Genomic DNA, 16,663 nt, shown 5'->3' on the forward strand with positions numbered 1-16,663 from the left:
CGGAAGATGAAACTCAGCCCCAGTCCCATCAGGCCGGTGAACAGCATCACCCCCAGCGTCGCAAGCGCCAGCACCGTCCATTTCCGCTTCAGCAACGCACACAGATCCTCATTCACCGCGGCAGCGTAGAGCAGCAGGCTGAGAATGCCGTCGAGCAGAATCTCCGGCAGGCTGATCTGCTGGATCAGGTTGCGCAGCCAGTTGCCGACGCCCAGGGTGGCGCTGACCGAATCGACGCCGCTCACCAGCAGCGCCAGCGCCAGTCCTTCGAAGAACAGCGCGATGGTGCTGGGCAGCTTCAGCCACTTGTGATTGATGAAGCCGAAGGTGGCCGCCAAGGTCAGCAAGATGGCGGAAAGATGGAACGGACCCACGGGCTTTCTCCAAAAAAAGCGGTACAGCCACAAAAAGCGGTACAGAATGAACGGCTGCCCGTCTGATCTCCCGGGCCCGATCTCCCGGAAAGGACAAGAAGCGGCTTGCAGATATGATGATCTCGACAACATCGGTACAGGCGTTAAGGTCGCGCCCGCATGACGAGTCAAGAAAACTACTCCGAAATGGCTAGAGGCCGCTGATTGCCACCCATCTTGCGATTGCCTATTCTCGCGCCATGACCTGTGTGAAAGCCCCTATCTTTTTCCGGACTACCGGGCATCGACGTCGTGAACCCGCGGCGGCGGTGTTCGTCGCATGACGGCCGATCCGGTATGGCAGGACGCCGCAAGGCTGCGGCAGGCCGGAGTGTCCGGCGGCCCGGCAGATGGCAGTCCGGCACAGGGCAGTCCGGCCCGCAGCCCAGACGTCTTCACCGGCGGCGGAGAGATGGGCCGGCGGATGCGGGCGATGGACTGGTCGGCCACGCCGCTCGGCCCGGCGGAGGACTGGCCGCAGTCGCTGCGCACCATCGTCAACCTGATGCTGACCTCCAGCTTCCCGATGTTCGCGGTCTGGGGGCCGCAGCTGACCTTCCTCTACAACGACAGCTACCGTCCGATCCTGGGCGACAAGCCTGAGGCGCTGGGCCGTCCCTTCGCGGAGGTGTGGGCCGACATCTGGCCCGATCTGACTCCCCTGGTGGCGCGGGCGCTCGCCGGCGAAGCGACCTATCACGAGGACCGGCTGCTGGTGATGGAGCGGCACGGCTATCGCGAGGAGACTTATTTCACCTTCTCCTACAGCCCGGTGCGCGACGAGACCGACCGCGTCGCCGGGATGTTCTGCGCCTGCACCGAGAACACCGCCCGCGTGCTGGCCGAGCGGCGTCTGACCTTCCAGCTCGATCTGGCGGAGCGGCTGCGCGGGCTGAACGACCCGGTCGGCATCACCGCCGCCGCCGCAGAGGCGATCGGCCGCCATCTGGGGGTGGCGCGGGCCGGCTATGGCCGCACCGATCCGACCGCCAGCATGGTCTCGGTCGAGCGCGACTGGAGCGACAGCGGGGTGGCGAGCCTCGCCGGCGAATCCCGCCTGCTCGACAGCTTCGGGCCGGCGCTGATCGCAGAGCTGCGGGCGGGATACACGCTGCGCGTGGACGACGTCGCCACCGATCCGCGCACCAGCGGCAGCGGTCCGGCGGCGGCCTTCGCCGGCATCGGCGCGCGTTCGCTGCTGGTGGTGCCGCTGCTGAAGGCGGGGCAGCTGACGGCGATCCTCTATCTGCATGAGACCAAGGCGCGCCATTGGACCGACACCGATGCCGCCCTGGCGGAGGATGTGGCGGAACGCACCTGGGCCGCGGTGGAACGCGCGCTCGCCGAAGCGGCCCTGCGCGCCGCCAACAAGGCGCTGATGCGCGAACGTGCCGCGGTCGAGGCGGCCAACGCCCGGCTGGCGGCGGAGGGGGAGCGGCTGCGCACCCTGTTCCGGCAGGCGCCGGGCTTCATGTGCGTGCTGCGCGGGCCGGAGCATGTCTTCGAGATGGCGAACGACACCTACATGCAGCTGGTCGGCCGCCAGGATCTGGTGGACCGGCCCGCGCGCGACGCGCTGCCGGAGGTGGAGGGGCAGGGATTCTTCGAGCTGCTCGACCGCGTCTATGCCAGCGGCGAGACCTTCGTCGGGCGCAACATGCCGATCCGGTTCCAGCGCCGGCCCGGCGAACCGCTGGAGGAGCGCTTCCTCACCTTCGTCTACCAGCCGATCCGGGATGAGGACGGGCGCGTCAGCGGCCTGTTCGTGGAGGGCAGCGACGTCACCGAGGCCAAGCGGGCGGAGGAGGAGCTGCAGCAGCTCAACGCCACGCTGGAGGCCCGCGTCGCCGAGGAGGTGGCGGAGCGCGAGCGCGTCCAGGTGGCATTGCTGCAGACGCAGAAGACCGAGGCGCTGGGCCAGATGACCGGTGGCGTCGCCCATGATTTCAACAATCTGCTGCAGGCGCTGTCGGGCTGCCTGCACATGATCGAGAAGCGGGCGGAAGGAACGCGCATCCAGCCGCTGGTCGATGCCGGGCGGCAGGCGGTGGACCGCGGCGCCAAGCTGGTACAGCAGCTGATGGCCTTCGCCCGCCGTCAGGCGCTGCGGCCGGAGACCGTCGACCTGCGCGACCGCGTGCTCGGCATGTCGGAACTGCTGAACCGGGCGTTGCGCGCGGACATAAGGCTGAAGATCGACTTCACCACCGGACTGTGGCCGGTGGAGGTCGATGCGACCCAGCTGGAGCTGGCCCTGCTGAATCTCGTGGTCAATGCGCGGGATGCGATGCCGGACGGCGGCGCCCTGACGATCCGGGCGGCCAACGTGATCCTGGAGCCAAGCGATGCGCGGGCACCGGACGGGCTGGCGGGCGAGTTCGTGCAGCTGACGGTGAGCGATACCGGCACCGGCATGCCGGCCGAGGTGCGGGCGCGTGCCTTCGATCCCTTCTTCACCACCAAGGAGATCGGCAAGGGCAGCGGGCTGGGCCTGTCGCAGGTCTACGGCTTCGCCCGCCATTGCGGTGGGACCGCCTGGATCGAGAGCGAGGAGGGGCACGGCACCACCATCGGCCTGCTGATCCGCCGCTCCGGCACCGCTCCGGCGACGGCGGCCGAACCGGCCGTGGCGGAGGCGGACGCCACCCGCATCGGCGGCCATGTGCTGGTGGTGGAGGACGACCCGATCGTGGCGCTGACCGTGGCGACGGCGCTGGAGGATGCCGGCTTCACCATCACCCGCACCGCCACCGCCGACGAGGCGCTGCCCCTGCTGGAGGCCGGCGGGTTCGACCTCCTGTTCAGCGACGTGGTGATGCCCGGCACCCTGAGCGGCGTTGATCTGGCCCGCACCGCGCAACGGCTCCGGCCGGACCTGCCCGTCGTGCTGGCGACCGGCTACAGCGAGGATGTCGCCCGCGCCACCGGGGTGATGGTGCTGCCGAAACCCTACCGCATCGACCATCTGGTGCAGGTGCTGGACACGCTGCTGACGGATGCCGGGCGGGTGGGGGCGAAGATCCCCTCTCCCCGGGGGGAGAGGGGGATTCGGGCGGGAGAGAGGAAAGCGTCGTTTAATCCCCCGCCGCCGGCTGCGGCATGGCGCCGTGGCCGGGGCGGCGGCGGACGAACAGGCGGTAGACGGCGACGAAGAAGACCGGCACGAACAGGATCGCCAGCACGGTGGCGGAGATCATGCCGCCCATCACGCCGACGCCGATGGCGTTCTGGCTCTCCGACCCGGCGCCGGTGCTGATCGCCAGCGGCAGCACACCGAGGATGAAGGCCATCGAGGTCATGATGATCGGGCGCAGGCGCTGGCGGCAGGCCTCCGCCGCCGCTTCCTTCAGCTCCATGCCCTGGTCGTAGAGCGACTTGGCGAACTCCACGATCAGGATGGCGTTCTTCGCCGACAGGCCGATGGTGGTCAGCAGGCCGACCTGGAAATAGACGTCGCTCGGCAGGCCGCGCAGCGTCGCCGCGACGACGGCGCCGATGACGCCCAGCGGCACCACCATGATCACCGACACCGGCACCGACCAGCTTTCATAGAGAGCCGCCAGACATAGGAAGACGATGATCATCGACAGGGCGTAGAGCGCCGGCGCCTGCGAGCCGCTGAGCCGCTCCTCGTAGGACAATCCCGTCCATTCATAGCCGATGCCCGGCGGCAGTTTTTGCATCATCGCCTCCATCTCGGTCATCGCCTCGCCCGAGCTGACGCCCGGTGCGGCCGATCCCTGGATGTTCAGCGACGAGGAGCCGTTGTAGCGCTCCAGCTTCGGCGAGCCGTAGGTCCACTGCGCCGTCGTGAAGGCGGAGAAGGGGACCATCTGGCCGGCGGAATTGCGCACATACCAGCGGTCGATGTCGCTGGGCTGCATGCGGTAGGGCGCGTCGGCCTGGAGATAGACCTTCTTCACCCGGCCGCGGTCGATGAAGTCGTTGACGTAGGACGAGCCCCAGGCCGCCGCCAGCGTCGTGTTGATGTCGCTGAGCGACAGGCCGAGCGCGCTCGCCTTCTCGCGGTCGATGTCCAGCTTGAATTGAGGGGTGTCCTCCAAGCCGTTGGGGCGGACGCCGACCAGCTTGGGGTTCTGAGCCGCCATGCCGAGAAGCTGGTTGCGCGCCTGCATCAGCCGGTCATGGCCAAGCCCGCCGCGGTCGACCAGCTGAAGGTCGAAGCCGGTGGCGTTGCCGAGGCCGGGAACCGACGGCGGCAGGAAGGAGAAGACCACCGCGTCCTTCAGCTTGGACATCGCGCCCATCACCCGGCCGGCGATGGCCTGTGGCTTCTGCGACGGCAGGGTGCGTTCGCTCCAGTCCTTCAGCCGGACGAAGGCCATGCCGGCATTCTGGCCGCGGCCGGAGAAGTTGAAGCCGACGATGGTGAACAGGCCTTCGACGCTGTCCTTCTCCTTTTCCAGGAAATAGGTGGTGACGGCCTTGGCGGTCTCGGCGGTGCGCTGGGAGCTGGCGTTCGGCGGGGCCGACCACAGCACGAACAGCTGGCCGCGGTCTTCCGTCGGCAGGAAGGAGGACGGCATCTGCAGGAACAGGTAGCCGAGGCCGCCGAGGATCAGCAGGTAGGCGATGAAGAAGCGGCCCAGCCGGTTCACCGCCCCGCGCACGCCGCGGACATAGACCCGGCTGCCGGAATCGAAGCCGCGGTTGAAAAGGCCGAAGAAGCCGCCCTTCGCATGGCCATGGCCGACGGCGACCGGCTTCAGGATGGTGGCGCAGAGCGCCGGGGTCAGCACCAGGGCGACCAGCACCGACAGCGCCATCGCCGACACGATGGTCAGCGAGAACTGGCGGTAGATCGCGCCGGCCGACCCGCCGAAGAAGGCCATCGGCACAAAGACCGCCGACAGCACCAGGGCGATGCCGATCAGCGCGCCGGTGATCTGGTCCATCGACTTGCGCGTCGCCTCGCGCGGGGGGAGCCCCTCCTCGCTCATCACGCGCTCGACGTTTTCCACGACAACGATGGCATCATCCACCAGCAGGCCGATCGCCAGCACCATGCCGAACATCGTCAGCACGTTGATGGAAAAGCCGAAGGCCGACAGCACGCCGAAGGTGCCGAGCAGAACCACCGGCACCGCGATGGTCGGGATCAGCGTCGCGCGGAAATTCTGCAGGAACAGGTACATCACTACGAAGACGAGAACGATCGCCTCGAACAGCGTCTTGATGACCTCGTGGATCGACAGCTGGACGAAGGGCGTCGTGTCGTAGGGGTAGATGACCTCGATGCCGCTGGGGAAGAAGGGCTGAAGCTCCGCCACCCGCGCCTTGACCGCGGCGGCGGTGTCCAGCGCGTTGGCGCCGGTCGCCAGCTTGATGCCCATGCCGGCCGCCGGCTTGCCGTTGTAGTTGGCGCTGATCTCGTAGGTTTCGGACCCGATCTCGATCCGCGCCACGTCGCGCAGCCGCACCTGGGAGCCGTCGGGATTGACGCGCAGCAGGATGGCACCGAACTGCTCCGGCGTCTGCAGGCGCGACTGGGCGGTGATGGTGGCGTTGATCTGCTGGCCCGGAACGGCGGGAGCGCCGCCGAGCTGGCCGGCGGAGACCTGGGCGTTCTGGGTCTTGATCGCGTTGGAAACGTCGGTGGTGGTCAGGGCGAAGTTGTTCAGCGCGTCGGGGTCGAGCCAGATGCGCATGGCATGCTGCGGCCCGAAGACGGTGACGTCGCCGACACCCTCCACCCGGCTGATGGTGTCCTGCAGGTTGGAGGTCACGTAGTCGGCGATGTCGCCCTGGCTGAGGCGCCCGTCGCTCGACACGAAACCGACCACCAGCAGGAAGTCGTTGCCGGCCTTCGACACCTGGAGACCGCGCTGCTGGACCTCCTGCGGCAGCAGGGGGACCGCCAGCTGCAGCTTGTTCTGCACCTGGACCTGGGCGATGTCGGGGTTGGCCTCCGGCTCGAAGGTCAGGGTGATGGTGACGTTGCCGGAGGAGTCGCTGTTGGAGGACATGTAGCGGAAATGGTCGAGCCCGGTCATCTTCTGTTCGATGACCTGGGTGACCGTGTCCTCCAGCGTCTTGGCCGAGGCGCCGGGATAGCTGGTGGTGATCGACACCGTCGGCGGCGCGATCTTCGGATATTGCTCGACGGGCAGCCGCAGGATCGCCAGGGCGCCCGCCATCATGATGACGATGGCGATGACCCAGGCGAAGACCGGCCGGTCGATGAAGAATTTTGACATGTGACGGTATCCTGGGGACGGTATCCTGGGATCAGCGGGCCGAGGCGGCCTTTTCCGGCAGCGCGGCAAGAGCGTTCTGGGCCGGCACCGGCTTCACCTCGGCGCCCGGCTTGACCTTCTGCAGGCCCTCGACCACAACGCGCTCGCCGGCTGCCAGCCCGTCCGACACCAGCCAGACGTTGCCGACCGCGCGTTCGGTCTTGATGGTGCGCGGGTTCACCTTGTTGTCGGCCCCCACCACCCAGACGCGGGCGGAGCCGTCCGGCCCGCGGGCGACCGCCGCCTGCGGCACGGTGATGGCGTTCTCGGCCACCCCCTGCTCGACACGGGCGCGGACGAACAGGCCGGGCAGCAGTTCCTTGTTCGGGTTGGGGAAGACCGCGCGCAGCTGGACCGAGCTGGTGCCGGCATCCACCGTCACGTCGGAGAATTGCAGCTCACCCTTGGCCGGATAGGCGGTGTCGTCGCCGCTGCCGTTGCTGTTCAGGAACAGCGTCACCGGGATCTTGCCGGGCTCCGCCGGGCGGATGCGGCCGGTCGCCATGTCCTCGCGCAGCTTCATCAGCTGCGAGGCGGTCTGCGTCACGTCGACATAGATCGGGTCGAACTGCTGGATGGTGGCCAAGGCCGTCGCCTGGTTGGCGGTGACCAGCGCACCCTCCGTCACCGCCGACTTGCCGATGCGGCCGGAGATCGGGGCGAACACCTTGGTGTAGTTCAGGTTGATGCTGGCGAGGTTGTAGGCGGCCTTGGCGGCGGCGACCTGCGCCTCGTTCTGCTTCAGCGTGGCCTGGACGTCGTCGAAATCCTGCTTGCTGACCACGCTGTTCTTCACCAGATCGCCGTAGCGCGACGCCTTGTTGCGGGCGGCCTGCAGGTTGGCTTCCGCCTTCTGCACGTCGGCCTGGGCGCTCGCCAGCGACGCCTCGTAGGTCGCGGGGTCGATCTGATAAAGCTGGTCGCCCGCCTTCACCTCGCTGCCCTCGCGGAACAGGCGCTTCAGCACGATGCCGCTGACCTGCGGCCGGATTTCGGCGATCCGGTAGGCGGCGGTGCGGCCCGGCAATTCGGTCGTCACGGTCAGGCGCTGCGGTTCGATGGTGGCGACGGACACCTCGGGCGGGCCGCCGGCACCCTGGGGGGCGCCGCCCGCCTGCTTCTGCTGGTTGCAGCCGGCGAGCAGCGCGATCAGGCAGGCCGCCGCGGCCAGCGTCATGAATGGATTGGATCTGGACATCTCTTTCCTCGTCTCGGCGCCGCGCGCGGCGGACCCGTCTCCCTGCTACGCCGGGGCTCGGCTGGTCCGGCACATCCCCGTTGCTTAGTACTGTCTCATACAGTACAGTGTACCAGACGATACAGTGAGAATGCTGCACCGCGCAAGAGGGTTCCGCGGATGCCCGACAAGGGATCCCGCGGAAAGGCGCTGGAAAAAAATGAACCCGGCCGCAGCCGCCGCACCGGAATGGAACGCAGGATGACCAGCAGCCACCCCAGCAGCCACAAGGCCCGGATCGACACCGCGCAGGAACCACCCGCCAGTGGAGCCGCCATCTGCGGCCCGTCCACCTGCGGTCCGCGCGGCATGGCGCGCCGGCAGGCGATCCTGACGGCGGCCCGCCGGCTGTTCATCGAAAAGGGGTTCGAAAAGACGACGCTGAGCGACATCATCGCCGTCGCCGGCGGGTCGCGCGCCACGCTGTACGAGCATTTCGGCGACAAGGAAGGGCTGTTCCGCGCCATCATGGAAGAGGACAACGCGATGATCCTCTCCGGCCTCGCCCCCGCCCAGGCGGACGAGCGCGTAACGCCGGAGGCCGGTCTGACCGCCTTCGCCCTGCATCTGGTCAAGGCGCTGCTGAACGAGGAGACGACCGCCACCGTCCGCATCCTGATCGCGGAGGGCGACCGCGTGCCCGACATCGCCGAGGCCTTCTTCCGCATCGGACCTGAGAGCGCCATCGGCCGCTTGGCCGACTATCTGCGGCGGCTGTCCGACCGCGGCGACCTGCGCATCGACGATCCGGCAGCCGCGGCGCAGGCCTTTCTCGGCATGGTCACCGGCAATCTGGTGATCCGCCGCCTGATCCTGCCGCAGAGCGCACCGGCCATCCCCGACCTCGACCGCTATGTCCGGCATGCGGTGCGGCTTTTCCTGAACGGCGCCCGCGTGCCGAAGACGACCCGCGATTGACCTCGGCCGCGTCCATGGCACATGTAATTGGCATATACATGGAGCGCCGCGACATGCAGCAGCGCAAGGAAGTTCGCCTGTTCCGCAACAACCGCAGCCAAGCCGTGCGCATTCCGGTGGAGTTCGAACTTCCTGGAGAGACGGTGTTCATCAGTCGCGACGGAGATCGAGGACAGAGCCGCCGTCCCCAAGAACATTTTCTGAGGCGCCACATCTCGACGCCATCTTGGTGACCACTCAGCGCCCTCAAATCGTCTCCGCCTCCTCCTCCCCCACGCCCTGGTCGCGGTTGGCCTTGGTCAGCGGTTCGGCGATGTCCTCCAGCCCCTTGCCTTCGGCATCGACGCCATAGACCAGCGCGACCATCCCACCGAACATCATCACCACCGACCCCACCACATAGCCCCAGAACAGCGGGTCGCGCTCCGTCCCCTCCCCCACCAGCCAGCCGAACAGCAGCGGGCCGGTGGAGCCCACCACCTGGGCGATGGCGAAGAAATAGGAGATCGCCTGCGCCCGGACCTCCAGCGGGAAGATCTCGCTGACCGTCAGATAGGCGGAGGAGGCGCCGGCCGACGCGAAGAAGAAGGAGACGCACCAGAAGATCGTGTGCGTGTTCGCCGTCAGCACCCCCTGCCGGAACAGGAAAGCCGAGGCCAGCAGCACCACGCCCGCCAGCAGATAGGTGCCGAAGATCATCCGCCGCCGCCCCACCGTGTCGAACAGCGGTCCCAGCAACAGCGGCCCGATCAGGTTGCCGGCGGCGAAGGGGAAGAAATAGAGCGCGGTCTGCGATGGGTCGAGATGGTAGAAATTCTGCAGCACCAGGGCATAGGTGAAGAAGATCGCATTGTAGAGGAAGGACTGCGTCACCATCATCGTCACGCCCAGGAAGGTGCGCGACGGATATTGCCGGAAGAACACGTCGACCAGTTGGGCGTAGGACACCGAATCCTCCGGAATGATGCACATCGCCCGCTTCGGGTCGACCGGCGCCAGCGTCCTTCCCTGCGCGCGCACGCTGGCCTCGATGTCGTCGACGATGCGCTCCGCCTCGTCCTCCATGCCGTGGGTGACCATCCAGCGCGGGCTTTCCGGGATGTGCCGGCGCAGATAGATGATGATCAGCCCCAGCAACGGGCCGATGAAGAAGGCGATGCGCCAGCCGAGGTTTTCCGGGACCAGCGAGTGGTCGAGCAGGAAAACGCTGCCGACCGCGCCGATCATCGCCCCGCCCCAATAGGTGCCGTTGATGGCGATGTCGACCCGGCCGCGGAAGCGCGCGGGGATCAGCTCGTCGATGGCGGAGTTGACGGCTGCATATTCGCCGCCGATGCCCATCCCGGCGATGAATCGCCAGACATAGAGGAACCAGGGCGTCCAGGCGAAGCCGGCGATGCCCGACGCGATCAGGTAGAGCGCCAGCGTGGTGATGAACAGCCGCTTGCGCCCCCAGCGGTCGGTCAGCCGGCCGAAGACCAGCGCACCCACCACCTGCCCCATCAGATAGATGGTGCCGGCGAACCCGACCTCGGCGCTCGACATGCCCAAGGTTTCCTTGTAGCCGGAGGCGGAGATCAGCTGGATTTCGATGCCGTCCAGAATCCAGCTGACGCCCAGCCCGACCACCACCATCCAGTGGAAGCGCGCCCAAGGCAGGCGGTCCATCCGGGCGGGGACGAGGCTGCTCACCGCGGCGGTGCCGGTTCCTGCGGTCATGTCGGGCGGGCTCCTGAAGGCTGGCGATTGCTCGGCGCACCGGTGAAACGCCCTGTGCGGCTGGAAGGTTTCCGCACATGCTGGACCCGATCAAATGTCTGGCACACGAATTATCACGACACTCCTCATTTCCCATTGCGCTTTTGGATCGATCCAATTACCGTGTACGAACACTGAGAGAGCGGGAATGCCGTCGTCGCGGCGTCCCGGCCATCCGGGTGAGGATTCCCCGGACGACAGCCCAAGCGGACAAAGGCAATCCGCGCGACGCCAACCTTGAAGGGCGGCGCGACGCGGGTGCGGAGGAACGCCCGTGACCTACGATTTTCAATTCGACGCGGTGTTCGCGTCATGGGATTACCTGCTGGACGGCGCCTGGCTGACGGTCAGGCTGTCGTTCGGCGCCATGGCCATCGGACTGGCGGTCGCCATCGTCTGCGCGCTGGGCAAGACCTCCGGGCCGAAGCCGGTGCGCTGGCTGATCAACGCCTATATCGAGGTGATCCGCAACACGCCCTTCCTGGTGCAGATCTTCCTGATCTTCTTCGGGTTGCCGAGCATCGGGCTCAGGCTGTCGCCGGACGTGGCGGCACTGATCGCGATGGTCGTCAATGTCGGCGCCTATGCCACCGAGATCATCCGCGCGGGCATCGAATCCATCCACAAGGGCCAGATCGAGGCCGGGCTGGCGCTCGGTTTGCGGCCATTGCAGGTCTTCCGCTATGTCGTGCTGAAGCCGGCGCTGCGCACGGTCTATCCGGCGCTGACCAGCCAGTTCATCCTGCTGATGCTGAGTTCCAGCGTGGTGTCCGCCATCTCCGCCGACGAGCTGACCTCGGTCGCCAACAACATCCAGTCGCAGACCTTCCGTAGCTTCGAGATCTACATCGTCGTGACCGGCATCTATCTGGTGCTGGCGCTGATGTTCTCGGCGCTATTTGCCGGCATCTACCGGCTGGCCTTCGCCTATACCGTCGACCGGCGCTGAGGGGGATTGAGCGATGATCCGCGCCTTTGGATACAATGAATTCCTGTTCCTGCTCAGCGCCGTGCAATGGACGCTGATGCTGTCGGTCATCGCCTTCGTCGGCGGCGGCATCGTCGGGCTGTTCGTGGCGCTGGGCCGCACGGCGGACGTGAAGCCCGTGCGCTGGCTGGCGAACGGCTACATCCAGATCTTCCAGGGCACGCCGCTGCTGATGCAGCTGTTCCTGGTCTTCTTCGGCGCCACCGTGATCGGCATCGATATGAGCCCGTGGGTCGCCGCGGCGGTCGGGCTGACGCTGAACACCAGCGCCTTCCTGGGCGAGATCTGGCGCGGCTGCATCCAATCGGTGCCGCGCGGCCAGTGGGAGGCGGCCTCTTCGCTCGGCCTGCGCTATCCCGGCCTGATGCGCTACGTGATCCTGCCGCAGGCGGTGAAGGTCGCGGTGCCGCCGACGGTGGGATATCTGGTGCAGGTCATCAAGGGCACCTCGCTGGCCGCCATCATCGGCTTCGTCGAGTTGACCCGCGCCGGCCAGATCGTCAACAACGCCACCTTCCAGCCCTTCCTGGTCTTCAGCATCGTCGCCGCGATCTATTTCGCGCTGTGCTGGCCGCTGTCGCTGTTGAGTCAGCGTCTGGAAGCCCGCTACGCCGCGCCTTCCCGCTAAAGCCTCAAAAACACTCGCACTCGGAGGAAACACCCATGGCTTTCACCGTCACCCGCCGCCTTGTCGTCGCCGGCGCCCTGCTGTCCGCCGCGGTCGGGCTCACCGCCACGGCGCACGCCCAGAGCGTCGAGGAGATCAAGGGCAAAGGCAAGCTGACCATCGGCATGCTGGTCGATTTCCCACCCTTCGGCATCACCGACAGCGCAGGCAAGCCCGACGGTTACGACGCCGACGTCGCCAAGCTGATGGCCAAGCATATGGGCGTGCCGGTCGACATCGTGCCGGTGACCGGGCCGAACCGCATCCCCTACCTGCTGACCGGCAAGGTCGACGTGCTGGTCGCCTCGCTCGGCGTCACGCCGGAGCGCGCCAAGCAGGTCGCCTTCTCCGAGCCCTATGCCGCCATCGAGATCGGGCTGCTCGCCCCGCAGAAGTCGGCGGTCAAGAAGCCGGAAGACCTGTCGGGCAAGAGCGTCGGCGTTGCCCGCGCCAGCACGCAGGACCAGTCGCTGAGCGCGGTGGCGCCGAAGGATGCCCGCATCATGCGCTTCGACGACGACGCCAGCGCCGTGCAGGCCCTGCTGTCCGGTCAGGTCGATGCGCTGGGCGTCAGCAACGTGGTGGCGCAGCAGATCAAGACGATGGCGCCCCAGGCCAATTACGAGATGAAGTTCGTCCTGAAGAGCCAGGTACAGGGCATCGCCCTTCGCCAGGGCCAGGACAAGCTGATGGGCTGGGTCAACGGCTTCCTCGACACCGTGAAGAAGAACGGCGAGCTGAACGCCATCCATCAGAAGTGGCTGGGCACCGACCTGCCGGCGGCGGTCACCGCCAGCAAGTCCTAAGTCGAACGAAGCGCAATCCCGGTGGAGGACAGGACCATGGAAACGACATCTGGACAGATGAGCGCGGATGTCGTCATCCGCATGGAAGGCGTCCAGAAATGGTACGATCATTTCCAGGTGCTGAAGGACATCGACCTGGAGGTCCACCGGGGTGAGCGCATCGTCATCTGCGGCCCGTCCGGATCGGGCAAATCGACCCTGATCCGCTGCATCAACCAGCTGGAACGCCACCAGAAGGGCCGGATCACCGTCAACGGGGTCGAGCTTGGGCCGCATCACCGCCAGCTCGACACCGTCCGGCGCGAGGTCGGCATGGTGTTCCAGAGCTTCAACCTGTTCCCGCACCTGACCGTGCTGGAGAACTGCATGCTGGCGCCGATGAAGGTGCGCGGCACCACCAAGGCCGAGGCGAAGGCCACCGCCATCCGCTATCTGGAGCGGGTGCGCATCCCCGAACAGGCCGACAAATATCCGGGCCAGCTGTCGGGCGGCCAGCAGCAGCGCGTCGCCATCGCGCGGTCGCTGTGCATGAACCCGAAGGTGATGCTGTTCGACGAGCCGACCTCCGCGTTGGATCCGGAGATGGTGAAGGAGGTGCTCGACACCATGATCGGATTGGCCGAAGACGGCATGACCATGCTGTGCGTGACGCACGAGATGGGCTTCGCCAAGTCGGTGGCCCACCGCGTGATCTTCATGGACCGCGGCGAGATCGTCGAACAGAACACGCCGGAGGCGTTCTTCACCGATCCGAAATCGGAGCGGACCCGAAGCTTCCTCGGCCAGATCCTGGCCCACTGAGGAATTTTCCTCCACCAAGGACGAGTTGCGATGAAGCCCGAAATCTTGTTGGTAGAACCCATGATGCCCGCCATCGAGCAGGCTCTGGATGCGGCCTATACCGTCCACCGCCTGTCCGCCGCGCCGGATCGCGACCGGCTGATCGCCGAGGTCGCAGACCGGGTGCGCGCCGTCGTCACCGGCGGCGGGACCGGCGTGAAGAAGGCGGTGGTCGAGGCGCTGCCCAATCTCGGGATCGTCGCCATCAACGGTGTCGGCACCGACGCCGTCGATCTGGAGCATGCCCGCGACCGCGGCGTGCGCGTCACCAACACGCCGGACGTGCTGACCGACGACGTGGCCGACCTCGCCATCGGGCTGATGATCGCCGCCTCGCGCCGGATGATGGTGGGCGACCGCTTCGTCCGCGCCGGGCAATGGACGAAGGGCAAGCTGCCGCTCGCCCGCAAGGTCAGCGGCAAGCGGCTGGGCGTACTGGGGCTGGGCCGCATCGGCGAGGCCATCGCCAAGCGTGCCGAGGCCTTCGGCATGACCATCGCCTACACCAACCGCAAGCCGCGCGAAGGCGTGTCCTACCGCTTCGTCGCCTCGCCGGTCGAATTGGCGCGGGAGAGCGACATCCTGATCGTCGCCGCTTCGGCCGGGGCGGACGCCCGCAACATGGTCGGACGCGCCGTGCTCGACGCGCTGGGGCCGGACGGGCTGCTGGTCAACGTCGCCCGCGGCAGCGTGGTGGACGAGCCGGAACTGCTGGCAGCATTGACCGAGGGCCGGATCGGCGGTGCCGGGCTGGACGTCTTCGCCGACGAACCGAATGTGCCGGAAGGTTTCTACGGCCTCGACAACGTCGTCCTGCAGCCGCATCAGGCCAGCGCCACGGTCGAGACGCGGATGGCGATGGGCCAGCTGGTGCTGGACAATCTGGAAGCCTTCTTCGCCGGCCGGCCGCTGCCGACCGCCGTGGTGTGAGGCACCGCCGCCGTGGCCAGACCGCCCGATAACGGCAAGCCGGGGACCGTCACCCTGACGGAGGTCGCCGGCCATGCCGGGGTGTCGCGCTCCACCGTGTCGTTGGTGCTGCGCGGCAGCCCGCTGGTCGCGGCGGACACGCGGGAGCGGGTCCAGGCCGCCATGGCGGCGCTCGGCTACATCTACAACCGCGGCGCCGCCAACCTGCGCGCCGCCCGCACCCACACGGTCGGGCTGCTGGTCTGCGAACTGAACAACCCCTTCTATGCCGAGCTGACGGCGGGGGTGGACGACGTGCTGGACACCGAAGGCTTCGTCGCCTTCATCGCCAACACCGCCGAGCAGCCGGAGCGCCAGGACCGCTTCCTGCAGCGGATGCGGGAGCACAATGTCGACGGGGTGATCCTCTGCCCCGCCGCCGGCACGCAGCCAGAGCTGCTCGACCGGCTGGACCACTGGCGGCTGCCCTGCGTGCAGGCCCTGCGCTTCGTCTCCGATGACTTTGTCCGAGATGGGGGCCGGGACTATGCCGGGGTGGATTACCAGGCGGGCATGGAGACGGTGACCGAGCATCTCATCTCGCTGGGGCATCGCCGGATCGCCTTCGTCGGCGGGACGCTGGACCATTCCGCCTACGCGGCGCGGCATGCCGGCTTCGCCGCGGCGATGCGGCGGCACAAGCTCGCCGACGATCTGGTGCTGCGCTGCCCCCTGACCCGGCGGTCGGGTGCTGAGATGGCTGATCATCTGCCGAATCGGCCGCAGCCGCCGACGGCAGCGCTGTGCTACAACGACGTGGTGGCGCTTGGGCTGATGCTGGGGCTGGAGGCGCGCGGTCTCAGGGCCGGGCGCGATCTGGCCGTCACCGGCTTCGACGACGTACCGGAGGCCGCGCTCAGCCGGCCTGCGCTGACCACCGTCGCCACCTCCGCAAGGCAGATCGGGCAGGAAGCCGCCCGCCTGCTGCTGCGCCGCATCGCCGACCCGCAAGGCCCGCCCGAGCGGATCATCCTGCCCAGCCGGCTCGTGGTCCGCCAATCATGTGGCTCCCCTGGCGGCGCCCCCTCCCTTTCCCTCCACCACAGAGACCTGTCATGACCGATACCGTCGAGGCCCTGATCGCCGCGCGCGAGACCCGCCAGTGGCTGACCGGGCTGGACAACCGCCCCGCGACCGAAGCGGAGGCCTATGAGATCCAGGATGCCGTCGCCCGCCGCCTCGGCCCCGTCACCGCCTGGAAGGTCGGCGCCGCCACGCCCGACGCCGAGCCTTTCCGCGCGCCGATCAACGCCGCCACCGTCTTCGAAGGCACCGATCACCTGCCGGCCAATCTCTTCCAGGTCATCGGGGTGGAGGCGGAGATCGCCTACCGCTTCGCCCGCGACCTGCCGGTGCGCGAGCAGCCCTACAGCCGGGAAGAGGTTCTGGACGCCATCGCCTCGGTCCATCCCGCCTGGGAGATCGTCGATACCCGCTTTGCCGGGTTCGGCAGCCAGGACCGGCTGAGCCACATGGCCGACCAGTTCAACCACGGCGCCTTGATCGTCGGGCCGGCCATTGCCGACTGGCGCTCGCTCGATCCGGTGAAGGAAACGGTGACGCTGGAGATCGATGGCGAGACCAAGGTCGATGTCGTCGGCGGCAACAGCGCCGGCGATCCGGTCCGTCTGCTGGTGTGGATGGCCAATGTCGGCACCCGCAGCTTCGGCGGCCTGCATGCGGGAGAGGTGGTGACCACCGGATCCTGCACCGGCACCGTCTTCGTCGAGCCGGGCAGCCGGTCGGTCGCCCGCTACGGCACCATGGGCACCATCACGCTGAAGGTGGATTGAGAGAGCGCGCGCGGGGC

General features: G+C 67.5%; 13 protein-coding genes and 1 pseudogene (1 of these 14 cut by a window edge). 10 read left to right on the forward strand and 4 right to left on the reverse strand.

Annotated elements, in window-relative coordinates:
• A protein-coding gene (locus tag B9N97_RS27195) for a cation:proton antiporter (protein WP_085090958.1) crosses the window boundary here: on the reverse strand, positions 1 to 374 show its 5' portion. Its footprint begins 883 nt before the window's first position; the window shows 374 of its 1,257 coding nt (coding positions 1-374); its start codon is at positions 372 to 374; the stop codon falls past the left edge of the window.
• Positions 375 to 939: 565 nt separating this feature from the next.
• Between B9N97_RS27195 and B9N97_RS27200 the strand changes: the two are divergent.
• A pseudogene (locus B9N97_RS27200) lies at positions 940 to 3,381 on the forward strand (ATP-binding protein); the annotation flags it as partial.
• A 106-nt stretch (positions 3,382 to 3,487) separates the two neighbouring features.
• On the opposite strand, the gene B9N97_RS27205 reads toward B9N97_RS27200, so the two are convergent.
• A complete protein-coding gene (locus B9N97_RS27205; protein WP_085090959.1) occupies positions 3,488 to 6,631 on the reverse strand; it encodes an efflux RND transporter permease subunit in 3,144 nt (1,047 codons plus the stop codon).
• Between the two features lie 31 nt (positions 6,632 to 6,662).
• The gene (locus B9N97_RS27210) at positions 6,663 to 7,868 is read right to left on the reverse strand and encodes an efflux RND transporter periplasmic adaptor subunit (protein WP_085090960.1); all 1,206 of its coding nucleotides are present in this window, start codon (positions 7,866 to 7,868) and stop codon (positions 6,663 to 6,665) included.
• Positions 7,869 to 8,108: 240 nt separating this feature from the next.
• On the opposite strand from B9N97_RS27210, the gene B9N97_RS27215 reads away from it, so the two are divergent.
• Both B9N97_RS27215 and B9N97_RS35255 read left to right on the forward strand, forming a co-directional pair.
• Positions 8,109 to 8,825 carry a TetR/AcrR family transcriptional regulator gene (locus B9N97_RS27215; protein ID WP_085091185.1) on the forward strand — a complete coding sequence of 239 codons (717 nt, stop codon included), beginning with the start codon at positions 8,109 to 8,111 and terminating at the stop codon, positions 8,823 to 8,825.
• 53 nt (positions 8,826 to 8,878) lie between these two features.
• Entirely contained in the window at positions 8,879 to 9,058 is a 180-nt protein-coding gene (locus B9N97_RS35255; protein WP_208621269.1) for an antitoxin, read from the forward strand.
• A gap of 13 nt (positions 9,059 to 9,071) precedes the next feature.
• Here B9N97_RS35255 and B9N97_RS27225 read toward each other — a convergent pair whose 3' ends face one another.
• Positions 9,072 to 10,544, reverse strand: a complete 1,473-nt coding sequence (locus B9N97_RS27225; protein ID WP_085090962.1) for an MFS transporter — start codon at positions 10,542 to 10,544, stop codon at positions 9,072 to 9,074.
• 313 nt (positions 10,545 to 10,857) lie between these two features.
• Between B9N97_RS27225 and B9N97_RS27230 the strand changes: the two genes are divergently transcribed.
• Genes B9N97_RS27230 through B9N97_RS27260 form a run of 7 tightly spaced genes read left to right on the forward strand, consistent with a single transcriptional unit; the run spans position 10,858 to position 16,646 of the window.
• On the forward strand, positions 10,858 to 11,532 hold the full coding sequence (locus tag B9N97_RS27230) for an amino acid ABC transporter permease (protein WP_085090963.1): 675 nt from the start codon (positions 10,858 to 10,860) through the stop codon (positions 11,530 to 11,532).
• A 13-nt stretch (positions 11,533 to 11,545) separates the two neighbouring features.
• Entirely contained in the window at positions 11,546 to 12,199 is a 654-nt protein-coding gene (locus tag B9N97_RS27235) for an amino acid ABC transporter permease (protein ID WP_208621270.1), read from the forward strand.
• 35 nt (positions 12,200 to 12,234) lie between these two features.
• On the forward strand, positions 12,235 to 13,044 hold the full coding sequence (locus B9N97_RS27240) for a transporter substrate-binding domain-containing protein (RefSeq protein WP_085090964.1): 810 nt from the start codon (positions 12,235 to 12,237) through the stop codon (positions 13,042 to 13,044).
• A 36-nt stretch (positions 13,045 to 13,080) separates the two neighbouring features.
• Entirely contained in the window at positions 13,081 to 13,845 is a 765-nt protein-coding gene (locus B9N97_RS27245; protein ID WP_085090965.1) for an amino acid ABC transporter ATP-binding protein, read from the forward strand.
• Positions 13,846 to 13,875: 30 nt separating this feature from the next.
• Positions 13,876 to 14,814 (forward strand): 2-hydroxyacid dehydrogenase, encoded by a 939-nt coding sequence (locus B9N97_RS27250; RefSeq protein ID WP_085090966.1) that lies wholly within the window; start codon positions 13,876 to 13,878, stop codon positions 14,812 to 14,814.
• A gap of 12 nt (positions 14,815 to 14,826) precedes the next feature.
• On the forward strand, positions 14,827 to 15,912 hold the full coding sequence (locus tag B9N97_RS27255) for a LacI family DNA-binding transcriptional regulator (protein ID WP_085090967.1): 1,086 nt from the start codon (positions 14,827 to 14,829) through the stop codon (positions 15,910 to 15,912).
• Positions 15,909 to 16,646, forward strand: a complete 738-nt coding sequence (locus tag B9N97_RS27260) for a 2-keto-4-pentenoate hydratase (protein WP_085090968.1) — start codon at positions 15,909 to 15,911, stop codon at positions 16,644 to 16,646. Before B9N97_RS27255 ends, B9N97_RS27260 begins: the two co-directional genes overlap by 4 nt.
• Positions 16,647 to 16,663: the final 17 nt, after the last annotated feature.

The sequence above is a fragment of the Azospirillum oryzae genome, assembly GCF_900177515.1.
GTDB classification, from domain to species: domain Bacteria; phylum Pseudomonadota; class Alphaproteobacteria; order Azospirillales; family Azospirillaceae; genus Azospirillum; species Azospirillum oryzae_A.

What these genes read in the sequence shown, in the direction of transcription:
- B9N97_RS27245 (WP_085090965.1), top strand. Translation starts at nt 13,081, where the DNA reads ATGGAAACGACATCTGGACAGATGAGCGCGGATGTCGTCATCCGCATG.
- B9N97_RS35255 (WP_208621269.1), top strand. Translation starts at nt 8,879, where the DNA reads ATGCAGCAGCGCAAGGAAGTTCGCCTGTTCCGCAACAACCGCAGCCAA.
- B9N97_RS27205 (WP_085090959.1), bottom strand. Translation starts at nt 6,631, where the DNA reads ATGTCAAAATTCTTCATCGACCGGCCGGTCTTCGCCTGGGTCATCGCC.
- B9N97_RS27240 (WP_085090964.1), top strand. Translation starts at nt 12,235, where the DNA reads ATGGCTTTCACCGTCACCCGCCGCCTTGTCGTCGCCGGCGCCCTGCTG.
- B9N97_RS27215 (WP_085091185.1), top strand. Translation starts at nt 8,109, where the DNA reads ATGACCAGCAGCCACCCCAGCAGCCACAAGGCCCGGATCGACACCGCG.
- B9N97_RS27225 (WP_085090962.1), bottom strand. Translation starts at nt 10,544, where the DNA reads ATGACCGCAGGAACCGGCACCGCCGCGGTGAGCAGCCTCGTCCCCGCC.
- B9N97_RS27250 (WP_085090966.1), top strand. Translation starts at nt 13,876, where the DNA reads ATGAAGCCCGAAATCTTGTTGGTAGAACCCATGATGCCCGCCATCGAG.
- B9N97_RS27210 (WP_085090960.1), bottom strand. Translation starts at nt 7,868, where the DNA reads ATGTCCAGATCCAATCCATTCATGACGCTGGCCGCGGCGGCCTGCCTG.
- B9N97_RS27260 (WP_085090968.1), top strand. Translation starts at nt 15,909, where the DNA reads ATGACCGATACCGTCGAGGCCCTGATCGCCGCGCGCGAGACCCGCCAG.
- B9N97_RS27235 (WP_208621270.1), top strand. Translation starts at nt 11,546, where the DNA reads ATGATCCGCGCCTTTGGATACAATGAATTCCTGTTCCTGCTCAGCGCC.